The organism is Streptomyces corchorusii (assembly GCF_001514055.1).
Taxonomy (GTDB): domain Bacteria; phylum Actinomycetota; class Actinomycetes; order Streptomycetales; family Streptomycetaceae; genus Streptomyces; species Streptomyces olivaceoviridis.
Map to the genome: position 1 here is coordinate 686,560 of NZ_KQ948351.1, position 17,377 is coordinate 703,936.

General features: G+C 71.1%; 18 protein-coding genes. All 18 read left to right on the plus strand.

The features are described from left to right. The first annotated feature begins 9 nt into the window (after positions 1-9). The 18 genes from AQJ11_RS03165 to AQJ11_RS03250 all read left to right on the plus strand — a co-directional run bounded on the left by AQJ11_RS03165 (position 10) and on the right by AQJ11_RS03250 (position 17,317). Positions 10-1,662, plus strand: a complete 1,653-nt coding sequence (locus AQJ11_RS03165) for a major capsid protein (RefSeq protein WP_059261750.1) — start codon at positions 10-12, stop codon at positions 1,660-1,662. Positions 1,663-1,731: 69 nt separating this feature from the next. After that, positions 1,732-2,565: a hypothetical protein gene (locus AQJ11_RS03170; RefSeq protein ID WP_059261751.1), complete on the plus strand. Its 834-nt coding sequence runs from the start codon at positions 1,732-1,734 to the stop codon at positions 2,563-2,565. Continuing rightward, positions 2,553-3,005 carry a hypothetical protein gene (locus tag AQJ11_RS03175; RefSeq protein ID WP_059261752.1) on the plus strand — a complete coding sequence of 151 codons (453 nt, stop codon included), beginning with the start codon at positions 2,553-2,555 and terminating at the stop codon, positions 3,003-3,005. The genes AQJ11_RS03170 and AQJ11_RS03175 overlap by 13 nt, the downstream gene beginning before the upstream one ends. After that, positions 3,005-3,736: a hypothetical protein gene (locus AQJ11_RS03180; RefSeq protein ID WP_159061635.1), complete on the plus strand. Its 732-nt coding sequence runs from the start codon at positions 3,005-3,007 to the stop codon at positions 3,734-3,736. The genes AQJ11_RS03175 and AQJ11_RS03180 overlap by 1 nt, the downstream gene beginning before the upstream one ends. Positions 3,737-3,752: 16 nt before the next feature. Next, positions 3,753-7,154 carry an RHS repeat domain-containing protein gene (locus AQJ11_RS03185; protein ID WP_059261754.1) on the plus strand — a complete coding sequence of 1,134 codons (3,402 nt, stop codon included), beginning with the start codon at positions 3,753-3,755 and terminating at the stop codon, positions 7,152-7,154. After that, the gene (locus AQJ11_RS03190; protein WP_059261755.1) at positions 7,151-9,139 is read left to right on the plus strand and encodes a hypothetical protein; all 1,989 of its coding nucleotides are present in this window, start codon (positions 7,151-7,153) and stop codon (positions 9,137-9,139) included. Before AQJ11_RS03185 ends, AQJ11_RS03190 begins: the two co-directional genes overlap by 4 nt. A 173-nt stretch (positions 9,140-9,312) precedes the next feature. Next, positions 9,313-9,762 (plus strand): hypothetical protein, encoded by a 450-nt coding sequence (locus tag AQJ11_RS03195; protein ID WP_159061636.1) that lies wholly within the window; start codon positions 9,313-9,315, stop codon positions 9,760-9,762. Then, positions 9,759-10,229 (plus strand): hypothetical protein, encoded by a 471-nt coding sequence (locus AQJ11_RS03200; RefSeq protein ID WP_159061637.1) that lies wholly within the window; start codon positions 9,759-9,761, stop codon positions 10,227-10,229. Before AQJ11_RS03195 ends, AQJ11_RS03200 begins: the two co-directional genes overlap by 4 nt. 107 nt (positions 10,230-10,336) lie before the next feature. Then, positions 10,337-11,275: a hypothetical protein gene (locus tag AQJ11_RS03205; protein ID WP_059261758.1), complete on the plus strand. Its 939-nt coding sequence runs from the start codon at positions 10,337-10,339 to the stop codon at positions 11,273-11,275. A gap of 3 nt (positions 11,276-11,278) precedes the next feature. Beyond that, positions 11,279-11,749, plus strand: a complete 471-nt coding sequence (locus AQJ11_RS03210; protein WP_059261759.1) for a hypothetical protein — start codon at positions 11,279-11,281, stop codon at positions 11,747-11,749. 53 nt (positions 11,750-11,802) lie between these two features. Next, positions 11,803-13,212: a glycosyltransferase family 4 protein gene (locus AQJ11_RS03215; protein ID WP_079082199.1), complete on the plus strand. Its 1,410-nt coding sequence runs from the start codon at positions 11,803-11,805 to the stop codon at positions 13,210-13,212. A 56-nt stretch (positions 13,213-13,268) separates the two neighbouring features. Continuing rightward, positions 13,269-13,961, plus strand: coding sequence for a hypothetical protein (locus tag AQJ11_RS03220; RefSeq protein WP_059261761.1), 693 nt, complete (start codon positions 13,269-13,271; stop codon positions 13,959-13,961). Further along, a complete protein-coding gene (locus tag AQJ11_RS03225; protein WP_059261909.1) occupies positions 13,961-14,668 on the plus strand; it encodes a hypothetical protein in 708 nt (235 codons plus the stop codon). The genes AQJ11_RS03220 and AQJ11_RS03225 overlap by 1 nt, the downstream gene beginning before the upstream one ends. Next, positions 14,668-15,474, plus strand: a complete 807-nt coding sequence (locus AQJ11_RS03230; protein ID WP_244218076.1) for a hypothetical protein — start codon at positions 14,668-14,670, stop codon at positions 15,472-15,474. The genes AQJ11_RS03225 and AQJ11_RS03230 overlap by 1 nt, the downstream gene beginning before the upstream one ends. Positions 15,475-15,485: 11 nt before the next feature. Beyond that, positions 15,486-16,079 (plus strand): hypothetical protein, encoded by a 594-nt coding sequence (locus AQJ11_RS03235; RefSeq protein WP_059261762.1) that lies wholly within the window; start codon positions 15,486-15,488, stop codon positions 16,077-16,079. Beyond that, on the plus strand, positions 16,076-16,456 hold the full coding sequence (locus tag AQJ11_RS03240) for a hypothetical protein (RefSeq protein WP_059261763.1): 381 nt from the start codon (positions 16,076-16,078) through the stop codon (positions 16,454-16,456). The genes AQJ11_RS03235 and AQJ11_RS03240 overlap by 4 nt, the downstream gene beginning before the upstream one ends. Before the next feature lie 100 nt (positions 16,457-16,556). Further along, positions 16,557-17,099, plus strand: coding sequence for a hypothetical protein (locus tag AQJ11_RS03245; RefSeq protein WP_059261764.1), 543 nt, complete (start codon positions 16,557-16,559; stop codon positions 17,097-17,099). Between the two features lie 5 nt (positions 17,100-17,104). Then, on the plus strand, positions 17,105-17,317 hold the full coding sequence (locus tag AQJ11_RS03250) for a hypothetical protein (protein WP_059261765.1): 213 nt from the start codon (positions 17,105-17,107) through the stop codon (positions 17,315-17,317). Positions 17,318-17,377 lie beyond the last annotated feature (60 nt).

Below are 17,377 nucleotides of genomic sequence, written 5' to 3' on the forward strand. Positions count from 1 at the left end.
AGTCCTGACATGCCCGAGCCGTTCGAGCTCCCCGAAGACCTCAGCGCCCTGGACGACGAGCAGCTTGCCGCCGCCCTTGAGGGCGCCGTCCAGGCATTCGACGCCAAGGCCAAGTCCAACCTCGTCACCCCCGACGACGTCACCGCGCTGCGGGCCCTCACCACCGGTATCGAGGCGATGCGGCAGGAGCAGAAGGACCGCATCGACGCCGCGAAGGCCACCGCTGCGGAGATCGAGCAGCTCGCCGCGAAGGTGCGTGGCGAGGACCCGGCGGCGGCCCCGGAGCCGCCGACCGAGCCTGCTGCCCCCGCGGTCGAGGACACCCCGGCCGAGCCCGTGGCGCCGGTCGAGCCGGAACCGGAGGTGTCCGCGTCGGCGATCCTGGCGAAGCGGCCGGTCCTCAACCTCGCCAACGTCCGCGCCTCCCAGCCCCGGGTCCTCCCGGAGCCGCCGGCGCCGGGCACGACCATCACCGCCGCCGTCGACGTCCCCGGCTACACCCCGGGCGCCCCGCTCGACTTCGGGCAGGTCGTCAGCGGCATCATCAGCCGCGCGAATGCGCTCAAAACCGCTGGTGGCGGGGTGGGGCAGGTCATCTCGTACCGGCATCCGTTCGCGCAGGACCTGATCGTCACCGACTCCAGCTCGGCGCCCGAGGGCACCACCGTGGCGATCGCAGCGCAGAACCAGGGGCGGCTGCCGCAGGGTGACCTCGTCGCGAGCGGCGGCTGGTGTGCGCCCTCGGAAACGCTGTACGACATCACCGGCGTGGCCTGCCCGGACATGCTGTGGGACGCCCCGGAGATCCAGCTCGCACGCGGAGGGCTGAGGTACTACAAGCCGCTCAGCCTCGACGTCTCCAGCATGACGTGGGTCCACACCGAGGCCGACGACATCTCCGGTGCGACGAAGCCCTGTTACACGATTCCGTGCCCGGACCCGGTCGAGGTGCGCTGCGACGCGGTCGGCGTGTGCCTGGAGGCGGGCATTCTCACCCAGAGGCATTTTCCGGAGCTGGTGAGCTGGTACCTGCGCAACGCGATGGTCGCGCACGAGATCCGCATCAAGCAGGTCCTGTTCCAGCAGGCCCTGAACACGGCCACCCCGGTCGTCATGGCCCCGACCTTCGGTGCGCTGTCGGCGATCTACGCGGCTGTCGCGCTCCAGGCCGCCGACATGATCGAGCGGCACTCGCTGTGCGAGACGATCGCGCTGGAGGTCGTCTTCCCCTGGTGGTCGCGGAACCTGTTCCTGGCCGACCTGGCGCGGCAGAACGGCGTCAACATCTGCGACCTGTCCCCGACCTGCATCCAGGACGTGTTCTCGACGCTGGGTGTGCGGGTGCAGTTCGCGCGCGGCCTGTCCCCGGCGGTCCCGGTCGACATCGGTGGTGCCAACCCGGCCACCGAGTGGCCGGCCGAGGTCAACTTCCTGGTGTACCCGTCGGGTTCGATCCAGATCGGTCGCGGCGAGGAGGTCAATCTGGGGGTCGTGCACGATTCGACCAAATTTGTCACGAATGATTACACCGCGTTGTTCGCGGAGGAGTGTGTCGCCCTCGTCGACAGGTCGGTGGACACCCGCCTCGTCACCGTCCCGGTCTGCCCGGATGGCGCGACCGGCGCCCAGCTCGAACTGGTCTGCGCCGCAGGCAGCAGCTGACCCCCACCCCATCCGCAGCCCCGGCCCTCTGCCCGGCCGGGGCTGCCCGGATGAGCGGAGGTGAGGCAGATGCCAGCAGCCGGACTCCGTAAGCGCGTCGACCCGATCCCGGGCAACCCGTCGCCGTACGGCATCCTCGGTGGCTGCGTCGAGATCGTCGACGTGCCTGACGTGCACGAACTTCTCGGCACCGAGTGGATGCCGCTGTCGTGCGCTGCCGCACATGACTGGGAGTGGTGCCCCGACGGCAGCACCACGCCCGGCCCGGCGACGAAGACGTTCGAGCGGCCCGGGGTGTGCACTGCCGCACCCATCACGATCTACGCCGGCGTCACCTGCGGCACGATCGGTTGGCCGTACGACGAGGCCGTGCAGCACGCCCGCGAGACCCTGCGCATGGGCGAACAGCGGGCGCTCGAAGAGTGGTTCATGCGGGACGTCCTCTGCGACATGGCCGTGGACCTCACCCCCGGCGCCGCCGTCCCCGTCGCCCAGGGCGTGGCCGCACTCGAAGGATGGCTCGCCGAGACCTATGGCGGGCAGGGACTCCTCCACGTCCCGGCCGCCGCAGCGGCGCTGATGGGCTGCTGCAACGTGGTCACCCGCACCCGAGACGACCGCTGCCCGGAGACCCTCATGGGCAACGGCGTCATCTTCGGCGCCGGCTACGCCCTGAACGTGGGCGGCCAGGACTGCACGCAGGCCCCGGACGGCGAAGCCTGGCTCTACATCACCGGCCCTATCCGGGTCCGCCGGGAGGCGCCCGAGATCGTGCCCGGCACCGATGCGGAGAGCTTCCGCATCACGACCAACGACCGTTTCGTCCTCGCCGAGCGCTCCTTCGTCGTCGAAGTCGCGTGCTGCGAGGCAGCAGCCATAAGGGTGTCGCTGTGCCCGTGCTGATGATCACCGTGGAGCCGGCGCGCGCCATGCGCGTGGAGTTCGCCAAGTGGGCCGTCCGGCAGACGCCGAAGGTCCGCACCTGCTCGCCGAGCGCGTTCGCGGTCCCGCCCGGCCTGTTCACGCACATGCCCGAAGCACTGCTCATCGGGTCGACCGTCGACGGGCACCCCTACCGGTCCCCCGAGGAAGACGCGGCGCTCGCCGCAGCCTCCCAGTGGCGCACAGCGGTCCCCGGTGAGCCTCTACCGGAGGTGCCCGAGGCGGCGTACGCCCCGGACGCCGTTCAGCTGCCGGGACCGGAGCACAGGCCGGCCCCGGCTGAGGCCGCGCCCTCAGAGGGGGAGGGCGCGGCCATCACCTGTGACGTCTGCTCCCGGCCGTTCACCACCGCGCGCGGCCGTGACACGCACCGCCGACAGGCCCACCCGGAGGCGGACTGATGGCAGTAACGCCCACCCCGTGTGCCTGCGGTGGCGGCGGTAGCGGCGAGCCCGGGGAGGCATGCTGCGCCCCCTCCATCACCTCAACCCTGCTGTGCCGCCCGGACGGCACCACCGTGCTGCTGCTGGCGCGGTCCGGCTGCACCGCCTGCGGTAGCCCGCCAGCCGAGCCGGAACTGGTCGGCTGGCTCGATCCGGCGAACGGCGAGTTCACGCACGGCCCGGCGCCCGAGGACGCCGGCCCGTGCGGCACGGAGGACTGCGCGTCCGTCACGGTGCTGCGCCTGTGCGACCAGGACTGTGTGCCGTTCCTGCGGCACCTGGTCCACGACTGCACCGGCGCCGTCATCAGCAGCGTGGACACCACCCCCGACGGCGTCACCCCGTACACGCCTGCCGGGACGGTCGGGGACTGCGCGGACTGCCAGCGGTGCGTTCCGGAGCCGATGTGCCCCGGCTTCGCCGGCCTCACGGGCCCGGAGACGTGGACCATCCCGGCCGCCACCGAGAGCGTCAGCCTCTCCGTGGCGTGCGGGCCGGTCACCGTCTACCCCTGCGCCGGGGCGACGGACGGCGTGCAGATCAACGAGTGCGGGGTCAGCCTCCAGTGGGTCGCTCCGGGCACGGAATGCCGGCCGGGCGTGCTGTGCGACTCCTTCCGCATCGAAGTGCCGGAGGGCAGTGCCGTCTACGTCTCCTGGCTGTCGGCGGGATGCGGTGACGAGTCATGAACGGAAAGGCGGACTGATGGCGGTCAGTGGCAACTTCACGAACTGCAACTGCGGGCCGGACGTGCCCGCGTGCGCGAACCCGACGGAGCCGGTTGCCACGGTGGGCCTGTGCCTCACGGACGGAACCCCCATCGCTGTCACCGTGGTGCGGGACTGCGCCGGAGCGGTCACCCAAGAGGGCTGGATCGACCTCACCACGGGCCTCTACACGGCCGGGCCTCCACCGGCAGGGACGGCGGCCTGTGACACCGGCTGTGTCGACACCGTGTGCGTGCAGCGCTGCGACGACACCAACGGCGACGGCGCCGCCGACCAGACTTACAGCGAGCTGTGGTGTGTCCGCGCGGACGGCACCGCCACGCTCGTCCTCACCTACCAGGACGACCCGTCGGTGCCGTACTCGCCGGCCTCCCCGGTGGACTGCGAGTACGGGTGTCCCGCAACCGAGACCCTGCCCCTGTGCGACGACAGCGGCCCGTTCCTGCGCCGCTACACGTGGCTGAACGGCACGGCCGGGTTCGAGGACTTCGAGCTGGACGGCGTCACCGCGCACGTGGTGACCGGTACCGTCCGCACCTGCGCCGGGGCCGGCAGCCCGGACACGCCGTGCGAGGCGCAGACGACGCCGGCCGCCACGCTCGGCCTGTGCCTGCCGGACGGGACCCCGATCGCTGTCCTCGTCACCCGGGACTGCGCTGGCACCGTCACCCAGGACGGATGGCTCAACCTCACCACCGGGGCCTACAGCACCGGAGCGCCCCCCGCGGGCGCCATGGCGTGCGGCGACAGCCGCGCGTTCGAGCTCGCCGGACTGCTCTGCGACGTCGACCCGACCACCGGGGACGTCCTCGGCCTGGTCCTCGTCGAGTACGAGTACAACGTGGACGGCTCCCTGGCCTCCGTACGTCTGGTAGACCCGGCCACCGGCAACACGTACACCCTCCAGGGTGAGCTACGGCACTGCCCCGCTGGTGTCGCAGAGCAGCCCGAGCGGGACCTGGTGCTGCTCTGCGACACCGCAGCGGACGGCACGGTCACCACCTTCATCCGCGACTACGCCCGCGACGAGAACGGGCAGATCACCGGCCACACGGACTACCTGCTGGACGGCACCCCGTACACGGCGGTTGGGATCGTCGGCGTCTGCTCCGAGCCAGAGACGGCAGACGTGGAGTCCTGGCCTCTGTGCGTCGTGGACGCCGCCACCGGTGTCACAGTCGCCCGCGTCCGGCGTGAGACGGTCTACGACGGCAGCGGCGAGGCGCTGACGACGCGGCTCGTCGACGCGATGACCGGCGCCCCGTACACGCTGCCGACGGGCACGCGGCTCGGCGAGTGCTGCGAGACCACACGGGAAGCTGTGTGCGTCACCCCGCTGCTGCCGACCTCACAGCGGGTGGTGTCCAACCCCGGCAACAACACCTCCGGAAGAGTCGATCCGGCCTGGACCTGGGGAATGACCCCGGCCGGAGGCCGCACCGTCTACGACGTGGCCGGACCAGCGGCGTGGACGACCCCGCGTCCCCCCGGCGGCGGCTGGGTGTCCCTGACCCCGAGCACGGCGACCACGCCGCTCCCCTCGGGGGCCCCGGCCGACTACTACATGGTTACGGCATTCGAGCTGCCGGACGATGCGGTCTTGGATGCCACCACGATCAAGATCGACACGCTCAACGCGGACAACGCGGTGCTGGGCTACGCCCTCAACGGCGCAGCGGAGACGCGGACCAACGCACAGGCGACGTGGTTCAACCGGCCGCCGTATACGGAGACGGAGCACCGCATCGCCGGTGCCGTGCGGGGAACGAACCTCCTCGCCATCCGCGTCACCGAGACGACCCCGCCGAGTTCCGGCGGTGTCCTGCTGGACGTGACCCTCACCTACCGCGTGCCGGGCGCACCGGAGTACTGGACGGTCGAGCACCGCGACTGCGGCACGACCACGTACATCGACCCGGACGGCAACCGGTACCAGGGCGGCTTGCCCGACGGCTACATGGCCTGCGGGGGAGGCTCCGGAGGCTCGGCCGCGCCCTGCGGCGACACCGAAACGCTGGTCCTGTGCGACACCGCGGCGGACGGCACCGTGACGCAGTTCCTGCGGCGCCTGACGTACGACTGCACCGGCGAGGTCGCCACCACCGTGGACACTGAGCTGGACGGCACCACGCCGTACACCGTGGCGGGCACCGCCGGCGTCTGCTCCTCGGACGCCGAGCCGTGCCGGAACACGAGCACGCTCCTGGTGTGCGACCTGCCCACCGGTGGCACGCCCACGCCGACCGTCACCGACACCGACCCGAACGCGTACGTCGGCGGCCCGCCGACCGTGCCAGTGCCCGGCGGCGCGGCGGCCCTGTGGAGCGGCGGCAGCATCACGATCGGGCCGGACCCCGCGCCTGGCCCTCACCCGTCCGGCGTGGTGCGAACCATGGCGGCGACCGTGCAGGCCGCCCGCCCGTCCTGTGACACCGGCACCGCGCACGTCAAGCTGTCCGTGGACGTCGCCCAGCTCGGCCCCACAGCAGCGTGCGGACCCACCGGCTGGCTGATGCTTTTCAACGGCACCACGCGGATCACCCACCAGGCGCCGCCCAACAACGCCCCCATCGGCTGGACGGGCACCCTGACCGTCGAGGCGGACGTACCGGCCGCCGACCTCGCGGCCGGTCAGATCGCCGCGGTGCTCGGCTTCGACACCTACGACTCCTGTGACGGCATCACCGCGGCCCGGACCTCGTGGCAGCTCTCCGCGTTCACGGCCGAGACCACCTACGACCAGGCCGGATGCCCCACTCAGGTCCTCGCCAACGTCGTCACCGACTGCGAGACCGGCGCCGTGGAATCGGTCACGTACACCACGCTGGACGGCGCTCCGTACACGCCGACCGGCACCATCGGCCAGTGCGAGACGGCCGGTGGCGGCTCCTGCTGCCCGGAGCAGCCCTGCCCGGCGCAGAACGTGCTTGAGGTGTGCCGCTGTGATGACACCACCGGGGACGGAAGCCCGGACAAGGAGTACATAGAACTCCTGGCCGTGGACTGTGAAGGCAACCTCGTCAGCATCGGCACGTACAGCCCTGACCTGTCCGCGCCGTACACCCCCGTGGCCCCCGTGCCCTGCGAGGCGGGCGGCGACGCGGAACCCGCCCTCGGCGTCCAGGCAGGCCGCGTCCAGCTCGCGGTGGGCGACTCCTGGAGCGCTGCCACCACGGCGCGGCTCCAGTCCGTCACAGTGACCGCCCACACCGGGCCGGGCCAGATCACCACCAGCGACGGCACGTCGACCCTCTTCCAGGGCGAGACCGTCACCTGGTCCACGAACAAGGAGGGGGACGCGCTTCTGACCGGCCCCCTGACCATCACGGCGGTGAGCGGCATCGTCACCGTCACCTACACCCGGGGAGTCACCCTGTGAGTGGATGCTGCGGGCAGGGGCCCGTCATCATCAGCGGCAGCGCGGCGGCTACGCCCCGCGTGGACGTCGAGGCTGTTCTCCTGTGCGACGTCCTCGCGGACGGTACCGTGGCCGGCCTCGCCCTCGTCGAACCGATCTACGACACCAACACCGGCGCCCGGGTCGGGACACGGATCGTCGACCCGACGACCGGCGCCACCTACACGCCGGCCGGCACGCTCGGTGTCTGCGGATCCCCCAGCGACCAGTGCGCCCGGCAGATCAGCACCCGTACCCGCTGCGACGACACCAACGCCGATGGCACCGGCGACGTCACCTACGTCGAAGTGTGGGCGCTGGACCCCTGCGACGGCGGCGCCCCGCAGCTCCTGGGCGCCTACCGGGACGGGGACTTCGCCCAGCCGTACACCCCGACCGCCCCCGCGGACTGCCCGGACGCTACCGCGGACACCCCGGTCGTCCTGGGAACCGTCTGCTACGACGCCGGCGGCGGAGCGACGCGCACCGCCGCGGTCCTGAAGTGCGCGGCCTGCGGCGACCCGGCCGTCACCTACCTCGACACGGAGACCGGCGCGACACTGACCGCGCCCGCGATCGTCCCCTGTCCCGCCGCGACGGACCGCTCGACGCAGCTCCTGTGCGACGTCCAGGCGGACGGGAGCAGCGTGCCGTTCCTGCGCACGTTCACCAGCGACGGAACGACGACCAGCACGGCCGACACCCGCCTCGACGGCGTCACCGCCTACAGCCCGACCGGCACCGTCGGCGTGTGCCTTCCCGTCAACGACTGCGCCTCCCCGACCACTCCGACGACCACGGTCGGGCTGTGCCTCGCGGACGGAACACCGATCGCTGTCACCGTCGTGCGGGACTGCAACGGCGCAGTCACCTCCGAAGGCTGGATCAACCTCACCACCGGCACGTTCTCCGCCGGCGCCCCACCGGCCGGGACCATCGCATGCGGTGACTCCCGCTCCATCCAGGTCTCGGGGACCTTCTGCGACGTGGACCAGGCCGGCGACGTCGTCGGGCTGGTGCTCGTCGAGTACAAGTACGCCGCCGACGGCTCGATCGAGTCGGTGCGACTCGTCGACGCCACCACCGGGCAGACGTACACCCCGCAGGGCACGATCACCGTGTGCCCGTCCGGGACCGAACAGCCCGAGCAGGACCTGGCCGTCCTGTGCGACGTCGCGGCCGACGGCACCGTCACCGCGTTCACTCGGGACTTCCGGCGCGACGAGGCCGGCGCCATCGTCGGCTTCTCCGACTACACACTGGCCGGGGCCGCGTACACGCCGACGGGGACGGTCGGGGTGTGCGATGCCTCCACCGAGGAGATCGACCACCTTCAGCTGCTGCTGTGCGACACCGCGACGGACGGCACCGTGACGCAGTTCCTGCGGCACTGGACCGTCGACAACTCCACCGGCACGCTCACGGCCGCCGGGGACACCCTTCTCGATGGGACCACCGCCTACACGCCGGGCGGGAGCGTCGGCGCCTGCGAGTCCTGCGCGCGGCAGGTCATCGAACGCTGCGGGTGCGACGACACCGACGGCGACGGCGTCGGGGACGTCACGTACACGGAGTTGTGGGCCGTCGACCCGTGCGGCGGGGGCGCCCCGGAGTTGCTCGGTACGTATCTGGACGGCGACCTGACGAAGCCCTACACGCCGATCGCGCCGGTCGAGTGCACCGCGGCAGACCAGCCACCAGGGCCGCTGAGCACGGGCGTTCGGAGCGTGACAGGCACCGCGGTACAAGACCTCGCCGGAACGTACCCGGGCCTTCAGAGCGTCAGCCTCGCCGTGCTGAGCGACAGAGTCCTGGTGACCATGTCGGACGGCGCGAGCGTCCCCGTGCCGGCCGGTGCCTCCCTGACATGGTCCGTGGAGCAGGAAGCAGATACCGCACTGGCCGCCGCCTCCTTCGCCGGCGCGTCCGCCGCCGCGTCCTACCTGCTGAACTGGACGTACCGGTGATGGCGGGGAGCTGCTGTGGGAGCGTCCGGGCCCTCCCGCGCCTGGACCCGGCCGAGTGCAACACCATGCGACGGACTGCGTCCGGGCTCCTGGTGCCGGAAGTGCAGCTTCAGGCCGGGCCGGGTATCGCGGTCACGCCGCCGGCGGACGGGGCGTGTCCGGCGGTGTGGCAGGTGGCCGCTGACGGCTCGTGGGCGCAGAACGCGACGCTCCAGTTCTCGCACGCCCTGGACGGTGCCGACCGGGTATACGAGCAGGTGACGGAGGTCCCGGCCCTGACGATCCCACGCGCCGGGGTGTGGGAAGTCGACTACAACGCCCGCGCCACCGCGGGGATGCCCGCCAGTACGACGGGCGCCGAGTACGTCACCACCGCTCTCTACAAGAACGGCGCGGCGATCGTCGGAAGCGAAGCCATGATCGTCGGCGTGAACGGGGCGGAGACCGGCAACCAGGCGACCGGCGGCCTCAGCTTCCTGCACACCTTCGCTGCGGGCGACGTCGTCACGCTGTGGGCGTACCGGATCGGGCAGACCGGCACTGCATCCGTCGTCTCGAACGCCGACGGCCGGACGCGGATCTCGATGCACTGGATCGGTCCGACGGGAGACACGCCAGCATGACCGGAACCGCAGCGGGACTCCGCTTCGTCGAGCATGGATACGCCGTCCTCCCAGCGCCTGTGAACCTACAACCCACCGCGTCCGGCGTGTGGGTCGACACCGGGTTGCAGATCACGTTGCCGGGCGCCGGGAGGTACCAGCTCGACACCACAGTGCGCGGCAACCTCCAGGCGCGCGGAGCCGACTTCAACGTCTGGTTGCAAGCCCGGCTGTGGGACGTCACCGCCGGGGCTGTGGTCCCGGACAGTGAGTGCATCGTTCAGCAGTACTGGCTTACCCAGGCGGACGTGGCGAGCGTCGGCGGCAACGCCTCAGCCTCGGTACTGATCGAGTACAGCGTGCCGGGCTCTCGAACCATCCGCTTGGAAGCGGCGCGCATCAACCTACAAGGCGCCTCGATCGAGGCCGGTATCGGAAGTGACACGGTGTCCGGCCGTACCACGATGCGCTTCGAGCGCGTCGCCTGAACCCTCACCCTCTTGGAGCTTCCCATGTCGGAAACCAGCGGATGCGTGGCGGCGGCCACGCCGAAGGACGGGCACGAGATCGTCTCCACCATGAAGGAGGCGTAAGCGTGTCAGGGACTTCCGCCGGGCTCTCGATCGAGTGCCCGCAGACGATCGCCTCTGAGTGCTGGAAGGTGCCGGGCTACCGGTACGTCACCTACGACAACAGCGCGACCACGCCGTGCGGCATCTCCGCCATCAACGGCACGCCGGCCGGTATCTGCGACCGGCCGAACCTGAAGTTCACGTCGTGGATCATCAACGGCCGGAACGTCTTCGCCGCGCCGTTCAACGACGGGCTGGACGAGTGCGGCACACCGCTGCTCTCCGACCTGTGCGCGGTCCTCAACACGTGGGACCCCTTCGGGGGAAGCTGGATCACGGCCGTCTCGGACCCGTGCGCGTACCACATCAGGTCCCGCGCTCTCCCGCCCACGGGAACGGACTATGGCGTCATCACAGCCGTTGACAACGACACCGGGGAGACGCTGACCTTCGCGCCGGCCGAGGTCGTGGTCCCTGACCAGGTCTTCCGTCGCCTCACGGAAGTGGACTGCGACGGGCAGACCACACAGCGGTGGCTCAACGATGCCGGCGTGACTGTTCCGGCCCCGGACCCGAAACAGATCGTGGAGTGCTCCGTCCAGACGGTCCCGGACGTGCGAACCTCCCCAACGCAGCGAGTGCGGTCGCGGATCAAGCGGTTCACCGGCACAGCGACCAGCGGCAACATCGACTCGTTCCCCGCAGACGTCCAGGCGGTCACGCTCACCGTCCTGGCGGGCGCCGTGCGCGTCCAGGCGGCGGGCTCAGGGTCCCGCAACGGGGGAGCCCCGACCACGTACGCGGACGACGTCACGGTCCCGGCCGGCGTAACGCTGTCGTGGGGCGTCGACGGGGACTCCTACGACCTCGCCCTGGACGGTTCCCTGATCTTCACTGGCACGGCAGCGGGCGCGGACTTCCTCGTCCACTGGACGGAACACGCCTACACGGACGGGGACTGACCCATGGGGACCTCCAGCAGTATCCAGATCGTGGGCCAGGGCTACGCCGAGCTACCCGCCGTGGTCGACCTCGGGGCCACCGGTACAGGGGTATGGGTGAACACGGGCCTCCAGCTGACGCTTCCGGCCGCCGGCACCTATCACCTCGATGCCAACGTGCGCTCCGTGCTGACCGCGTCGGACGGCACCAACGTATGGATCGGTGCCCGGCTGTTCGACGTCACCGCGGGCGTCGTTGTGCCCGACAGCGAGGTCCTGGTCCAGCAGATCGCCACGAGCGTCTCCCCGGCAACGACGGTCGTCACCCAGGGCACCAACCAGCACGCATCGATCCTCGTTCCGTACAGCGTTCCCGGCTCGCGCCTCGTCCGCCTCCAGGCCGTGAAGACCTTCAGCGGTCCCGCGCCGTCCGTGGCTCGCATCCAGTCGGACGGCAGCGGGCGCACCACCCTGCGGTACGAGCGGGTCGCGTGAGTACCCCGAGCAGCTGACACGGCACCAGGCGCACCAGAACGGAGAGAGAGCGCATGCGCATCCTGGCACTTCTACCGACGCAGGATCCCCCCGCGTACCTGCGCACTATGGCGGCGGCTGGGCACGAGGTGCACGTCGTCACCACGGTTCGTCGGCGGGAAAGCCCGCGCGAGGTCGACGGGGTGCGGGTGTGGCCGCTCGGCTACTGGTGGCGGGCCAAGCAGGCGGCTCGCCCCGAGGTGGTTGTGACGGTGGCCGGCGATCGGCAGGCGGAGCGCCTGGCGCCGAACCTGACGCGGGCACCGCGGCTCGTGCTGCCGCAGGCCGACGCGGACTTCGGCGAGTTCGAGGAGGCGTGCATTCGGCGCCTGCCCGCGCACCGGAAAGTCCAGGCCCGGGTCACGGTGCCCGCAGACCCGCTCGCCGGGGAACGCATCAAGGTGGTGGCGTGGATCCACTACGGGGTGCCCTACCGGCGCGCGGGCTCGGAGACGATGCTCCAGACGATGATGCGCGCCCTCCGCGATGCGGGCATGGGAGTGCTCGTGGTGTGCTCGTCGATGCCCGAGGCGCCACTGTCGTGGGAGGTGGACGGCGTCCCCTACCTGCACCTCTCACCGCACACGGCCGAGCTGCTGTTCCAGTCGATGCGACCACAGGTGATGGTGACCCACCACAACTACGCGGCGCGCGCCACCGGCCTGGCTCGGGAGATCGGGGCGCGGTCGGTGCTGCTGATGCACTCCGACCACGACTTCTCGGCCCGCTCCCTGTGGGCCGGGCCCGACCTGATCGTCTACAACACGGAGTGGGTCAGGGCTTCGCTCGCCACCCGGTACCTGGAGGTCGACCGGACTCCAGCCCTGGTCGTGCGTCCGCCCGTCCTCCCCGACGAGCACCGGGCGCCGGCTACGGGGGACCGGGTCACTCTCGTCAACCTCAGCTCCGACAAGGGCGTCTACACGTGGCGGGCCGTCGCCCACGCCCTGCCCCAGCTGCCGTTCCTCGGCGTGACCGGCGCGCACGGCCAGCAGGTGACCGGGCCGGCCCTGGCGAACATGCGTGTCCTGCCGCAGACCTCCGACATGCGCGGCGACGTGTGGGCGCACACCAGGGTGCTGCTCATGCCCAGCGTGTACGAGAGCTACGGCATGGCCGCTGTCGAAGCCCTCGCCTCCGGTATCCCCGTGATCGCCCACCCCACGCCGGGCCTGTGCGAGGCCCTCGGCGAGGCCGGCACGTTCATCGACCGCGACGACCACCGGGCGTGGGCGGACGCGGTCACGAACCTGTACGCGGAGGGCCCGCGCCGCGCTCAGGCGACCGCTGCGGCGCTGGCCCGCAGCGCGTTCCTCGCCAGCCAGGCGCGCACCGACCTGGCGGCGTGGACGGACGCCGTGAACGGCCTGGCCGAGAGCGTGCCAGAGCAGCGTGGCGCCCTCGCCGCCGCGGCGGCTGGCTAGACTTTCACTGCCGATGGTTCAGGGCCTGGCTCTCTGCTGTGAGGGAGCTACGGCCCATGTCCTGTCCCCTGATCGCGAACGCGGACGTCCTGCGGATCACGCGTGTCGACCAGTGCGGTAACCCGGTCTGCGGTGACGACAACGCGTTCGTCGCGGAGTGCTTCAGCAGCATCGCGATGAACAACAACGTCGACGACGGCGACGACATCGAGTACAAGGCGGCCAACGGGAAGGTCTGCGGCTACCGCAAGGGCTGCCCCGTGTTCCGTGGTTTCGATCTGGAGCTCAACATCTTCAGCGTCTCCCCGGAGATCCTGGAGCTGCTGACGGGCCAGCCGGTCGTTCTCGGCTTCGACGGGACCCCGATCGGCATCGACACCTGCGGCGTGGCCTGCAAGACCGGATTCGCCTTGGAGCTGTGGGCCGAGGTGCTGGGCGAGGAGTGCGCGGACGGCGCCCAGGGCCAGTGGCTGTACTTCTTGATGCCGTGGGTCAGCAACGGGCTCCTCGGCGATCTGGAGGTCGGCTCGGAGGCGGTGACCCTCCAGATCACCGGCTCGACCCGCGCGGGCGGCTCGTGGGGCGTCGGCCCGTACGACGTGATGCCGGTCGACGCGGCCGGCACACCGGGCCCGATGCTCACCCCGCTCGGGCCCGACTGCCACCGCCGGATCTTCCTCACGACCACGCCGCCGCCCACCCCGACGTGCGACTACCAGCCGGTCCTGTGCGGCTCCATGTCGGCGTGATGGAGCTCGCGGATCTGGTCGTGCCGGTGCGGGAGGGCGCCAACAATGAGCTGCTGCGGTACGCGCTGCGGTCGTGGGCGGCGAACCTCCCGCACCGGCATGTGTGGATCGTCGGCTTCCGCCCGTGGTGGGCGGCCGGGGCCCGGCACATCCCCACCCACCAGCGCGGCAATTCGAGGTACGTCAACACCACGACCGCCATGCGTGCGGCGTGCGAACACCCCGAGGTGTCGGACCCGTTCATCTGGTGCAACGACGACTTCTTCGTCATGCGCCCGCAACCGGAGCAACTGCCGGTGTACCACCGCGGCCCTGTGCGGGAGCTGGAGGCGCAGTTCGGGACCCGCTCGACCCCCTACCTGGCCGAGATGCGCAGGACGCGGGACTTCCTCGTCGGGCTGGGGCACGACGACCCGGTCTCGTACGACCTGCACGTGCCGCTGCCCGTGGAGAAGACCGGGATGCTGCTGGCCCTGGACACAGCGCCAGGCCACGACGCCCACAAGCGCACCGTGTTCGGGGTCCTCAACGGCATCGGCGGCACCCCCATGGCCGACGTCAAGGTGCAGCATCGGGGGCCCCAGTTCGACGCCGGCTCGCCGTTCCTGTCGACGATGCCGGACAGCTTCGCGAACGGCGCAGTCGGCCGGTTCATTCGCGCGGCGTTCCCGGAGCCCTGCCCGTACGAGACGGGGAGGAGACGCTGATGCTCCAGCCCTACCCCTGCGCGCCGTGGCCGTTCGTGCCGGACTGCTGCTCGCTACCCGAGGACACCAGCGAGGAGACGGTCGACAGATGGCGGCGCGTCGCAACAAACCTGCTCTGGGCCCTGTCCGGCCGGCGCTGGGGCCCGCTGTGCCCGTTCACGGTCAGGCCGTGCCGCCGCAGCTGCCTGGACGGCTACCCGCTCGGGGTGCGGTGGGCGACGGCCGGCCCGTGGGTGCCGTACCTGGGCCGGGACGGGCAGTGGCGGAACGCGTCCGTGTGCGGGTGCGCGAGCGACTGTTCGTGCGGGGAGCTGTGCGAAGTGCGGCTGGAGGGCCCCGTCCACGACATCGTGTCCGTCGAGGTCGACGGCGTAACCCTCGATCCGTCCGCCTACCGGGTGGATGCGTCGAACCTGCTCGTTCGCACCGATGGTGAATGCTGGCCGGACTGCCAGGACATGGCCGCTCCCTGTGGAGCGCCGAACACGTTCTGCGTGACGTACCGGGTCGGGCTGCCTCTCGACGAAGCGGCGCTCGCCGCGTTCTCCGCGCTGGTCTGTCACCTGGTCAAGGGGTGCGGCGGCTCGTGCGGCTGCAACCTCCAGCGGAACCGGAACCTGAGCAGGGTGTCCCGACAGGGCGTCGACCTGGAGTTCAGCGACCCGATCACCATGTACACCGAGAGGCTGACCGGGCTGCCCGAGGTCGACTCCTGGCTCATGGCCGTGAACCCCTACCGGCAGACCTCACAGAGCCGCGTGTTCTCCGTCGACCACCGGCGACCCCGAACCACCACCCACCCGTAAGGCAGACACGCATGGCACTGAGCCCGCTGGCGATCGACGAACTCGCCGAGACCGTCCTGGCGTGCGTGTGCGCCGCCCTCGATGAGGTCGCCACCGAGGTGGAGGGGCATCCGGGCTGCCCGGACTGCCGGCGCTGCGTCGTCCCCGGCCTGCCCGCCTGGGACGGCTGCGAAGACCCCTGCACCGGCAGCACGGGCGGGCAGCTGTCGGTCAACGTGACCCGCGTCTTCCCGTCCACGATGCAGAGCTTCCCGTCGCAGGACCAGACCGTGCGGGACGCCCGGAACTGCCAGCCTCCGCCGGTCACCGCGGTGGAGCTGGTCATCACGGTGCTGCGGTGCGCGCCCGTCCCGAACGAGGAAGGCTGCCCGCCGAGCTGTGAGGAGCTGCGGGAGGCCGCGAGGATCCTGCACGTCGACGCGCTGGCGGTCTACAACGCGCTGCTGTGCTGCCTGCCGCACACCGCGCCCCAGGGGCGGCGAGGCCGCCGCTTCGTTCTCGGGCAGCAGCGCACCGTCGGCCCGCAGGGCGGGTGCGTCGGCATCGAGCAGACCGTCACGGTGGCGCTGCCGCCCTGCTCGCCCTGTGCGGAGGGCCCGGTATGAGCGCCGAGGTGAGGATGGAACCCGGGCGGATCGCCCGGTTCCTGCGGCTGCGCGGCGGCCGGGTCGAGCGGAAGCTGCGGGAGCGCACTGCCAGGGTGGCGCGGATCGCCGAGCAGGAGGCGCCTGGGTCGATGGGCCGGTACATCAGCTGGGACGTCCAGCAGGGGCCCCGCGGTCTTGAGGGTGTCGTCCGGTGCGACCACCCGGCGGTGCTCTACGTGCTGCACGGGACCAGGCCTCACCTGATCCGGCCGCGCCGGCGTAACGGCGTGCTCCGGTTCGAGGTCGGCGGAGAGGTGGTGTTCACTCGGCTGGTGCGGCATCCCGGCACCAGGGCGAACAACTTCCTCGGCCGCGCGCTGCGCATGGGCCGCTGATCCCCGTCGGCTTGTACAGGGCCGTTGGGGTGTGCGGCTACCCTTCTGGGTGCCGACTGGTTGAGGGCCGGGCACGGAGCGGAAGAGAAGGACGAGACCCGTGCGGAAGACCATCGCGCTCAACACCGAGCCTCACATCATCGAGGTCGGCCCCCACGAGCTGGAGCTGCAACCCGAGGTGTACGGCGACGAGTTCGTGGACGCCTACATGGAGCTTCAGGAGGCGCAGAAGGCGAAGGGCGTCGACCTGGAGAACCTGGAGGAAGCCGACCCGACGACGCTGCGGAAGACGATGCGCGCGGTCCGGGTGTTCCTGGCCCGGCAGATGCTGCCCGAGTCGGCGGAGTTCTTCCTGCGCCTGGACGTCGTGCGCGACGGGAAGGTGCTGGAGTCGTTCCAGGACGAGGACCAGGCGCTGGCGTTCGCCGCCGAGCACCCGGGCGCCCGGGCGCAGGACGCGCTGCGGCTGCCGGTGCGCGCCGTCGCCGAGATGCTGGAGGCTGTCGTCGAGCTGTACGGCGCGGGTAGTGGGAACCGCCCTACTGGGTCGTCTTCCGGCTCTGCGCCCAGGTCGCGGCCTGGTGGGACTCGTGGGACGGGACCCTCGCCCTCCAGGGCATCGACCCCCATCAGTGGCCGCTGAAGCGGATGCTGAACGCGGCCGAGGCGCAGATCGAGGCCGGCGCGAAGGACGACAGCGAGCGGGCCCGGAGACGGGCGGAGTTGTATGCCCCGCCGAAGGGCTACCGGCCTCGTGCGGGGGCCGCTGGGCGGCCCAGACCGGCCGGGATGAGCGTCGCCGACGCGCAGGCGCTGATGGCCGCGATGGCGAGCGAGGACGCACGGCTGATGGGCCGCTAGCGGATAATCTGAAGATCGACCGCCCCGCCTGCCGGGGCGGTCCAAGCTGACTGGTTCAGG

What these genes read in the sequence shown, in the direction of transcription:
- AQJ11_RS03165 (WP_059261750.1), top strand. Translation starts at nt 10, where the DNA reads ATGCCCGAGCCGTTCGAGCTCCCCGAAGACCTCAGCGCCCTGGACGAC.
- AQJ11_RS03170 (WP_059261751.1), top strand. Translation starts at nt 1,732, where the DNA reads ATGCCAGCAGCCGGACTCCGTAAGCGCGTCGACCCGATCCCGGGCAAC.
- AQJ11_RS03180 (WP_159061635.1), top strand. Translation starts at nt 3,005, where the DNA reads ATGGCAGTAACGCCCACCCCGTGTGCCTGCGGTGGCGGCGGTAGCGGC.
- AQJ11_RS03185 (WP_059261754.1), top strand. Translation starts at nt 3,753, where the DNA reads ATGGCGGTCAGTGGCAACTTCACGAACTGCAACTGCGGGCCGGACGTG.
- AQJ11_RS03200 (WP_159061637.1), top strand. Translation starts at nt 9,759, where the DNA reads ATGACCGGAACCGCAGCGGGACTCCGCTTCGTCGAGCATGGATACGCC.
- AQJ11_RS03210 (WP_059261759.1), top strand. Translation starts at nt 11,279, where the DNA reads ATGGGGACCTCCAGCAGTATCCAGATCGTGGGCCAGGGCTACGCCGAG.
- AQJ11_RS03215 (WP_079082199.1), top strand. Translation starts at nt 11,803, where the DNA reads ATGCGCATCCTGGCACTTCTACCGACGCAGGATCCCCCCGCGTACCTG.
- AQJ11_RS03220 (WP_059261761.1), top strand. Translation starts at nt 13,269, where the DNA reads ATGTCCTGTCCCCTGATCGCGAACGCGGACGTCCTGCGGATCACGCGT.
- AQJ11_RS03225 (WP_059261909.1), top strand. Translation starts at nt 13,961, where the DNA reads ATGGAGCTCGCGGATCTGGTCGTGCCGGTGCGGGAGGGCGCCAACAAT.
- AQJ11_RS03230 (WP_244218076.1), top strand. Translation starts at nt 14,668, where the DNA reads ATGCTCCAGCCCTACCCCTGCGCGCCGTGGCCGTTCGTGCCGGACTGC.
- AQJ11_RS03235 (WP_059261762.1), top strand. Translation starts at nt 15,486, where the DNA reads ATGGCACTGAGCCCGCTGGCGATCGACGAACTCGCCGAGACCGTCCTG.
- AQJ11_RS03240 (WP_059261763.1), top strand. Translation starts at nt 16,076, where the DNA reads ATGAGCGCCGAGGTGAGGATGGAACCCGGGCGGATCGCCCGGTTCCTG.
- AQJ11_RS03250 (WP_059261765.1), top strand. Translation starts at nt 17,105, where the DNA reads ATGCTGAACGCGGCCGAGGCGCAGATCGAGGCCGGCGCGAAGGACGAC.